The 233-nt window shown below is 63.1% G+C and carries 1 pseudogene; it reads left to right on the top strand.

Annotated elements, in window-relative coordinates:
* Positions 1 to 233, top strand: a pseudogene (locus SB772_RS45925) (EmrB/QacA family drug resistance transporter); the annotation flags it as partial.

The raw sequence follows: 233 nt of genomic DNA, 5'->3' as shown, positions 1-233 counted from the left end.
AGCGCAACTTCCTTGGTGGCACGGTCTCCATTGCCGTCGCCTATGGGATCTTCTTCGGGACGCTTGTTTTGCTGCCGCAGTGGATGCAGGAGTACCTCGGCTACCGGGCAGTCGATGCGGGACTCGCGACCGCGCCGCTGGGCATTTTCGCGGTGATCGGCGCGCCGATCATGGGCAAGCTCCTGCCGCGTTCCGACGCGCGCATTATCGGCACGTTTGCGTTCATTGGCTTC

It is taken from the genome of Paraburkholderia sp. SIMBA_030, from assembly GCF_046535245.1.
In the GTDB taxonomy this organism is placed as follows: domain Bacteria; phylum Pseudomonadota; class Gammaproteobacteria; order Burkholderiales; family Burkholderiaceae; genus Paraburkholderia.
Note: the sequence above shows the minus strand (reverse complement) of the source record. Positions and strands in the feature narration are given on the sequence as shown.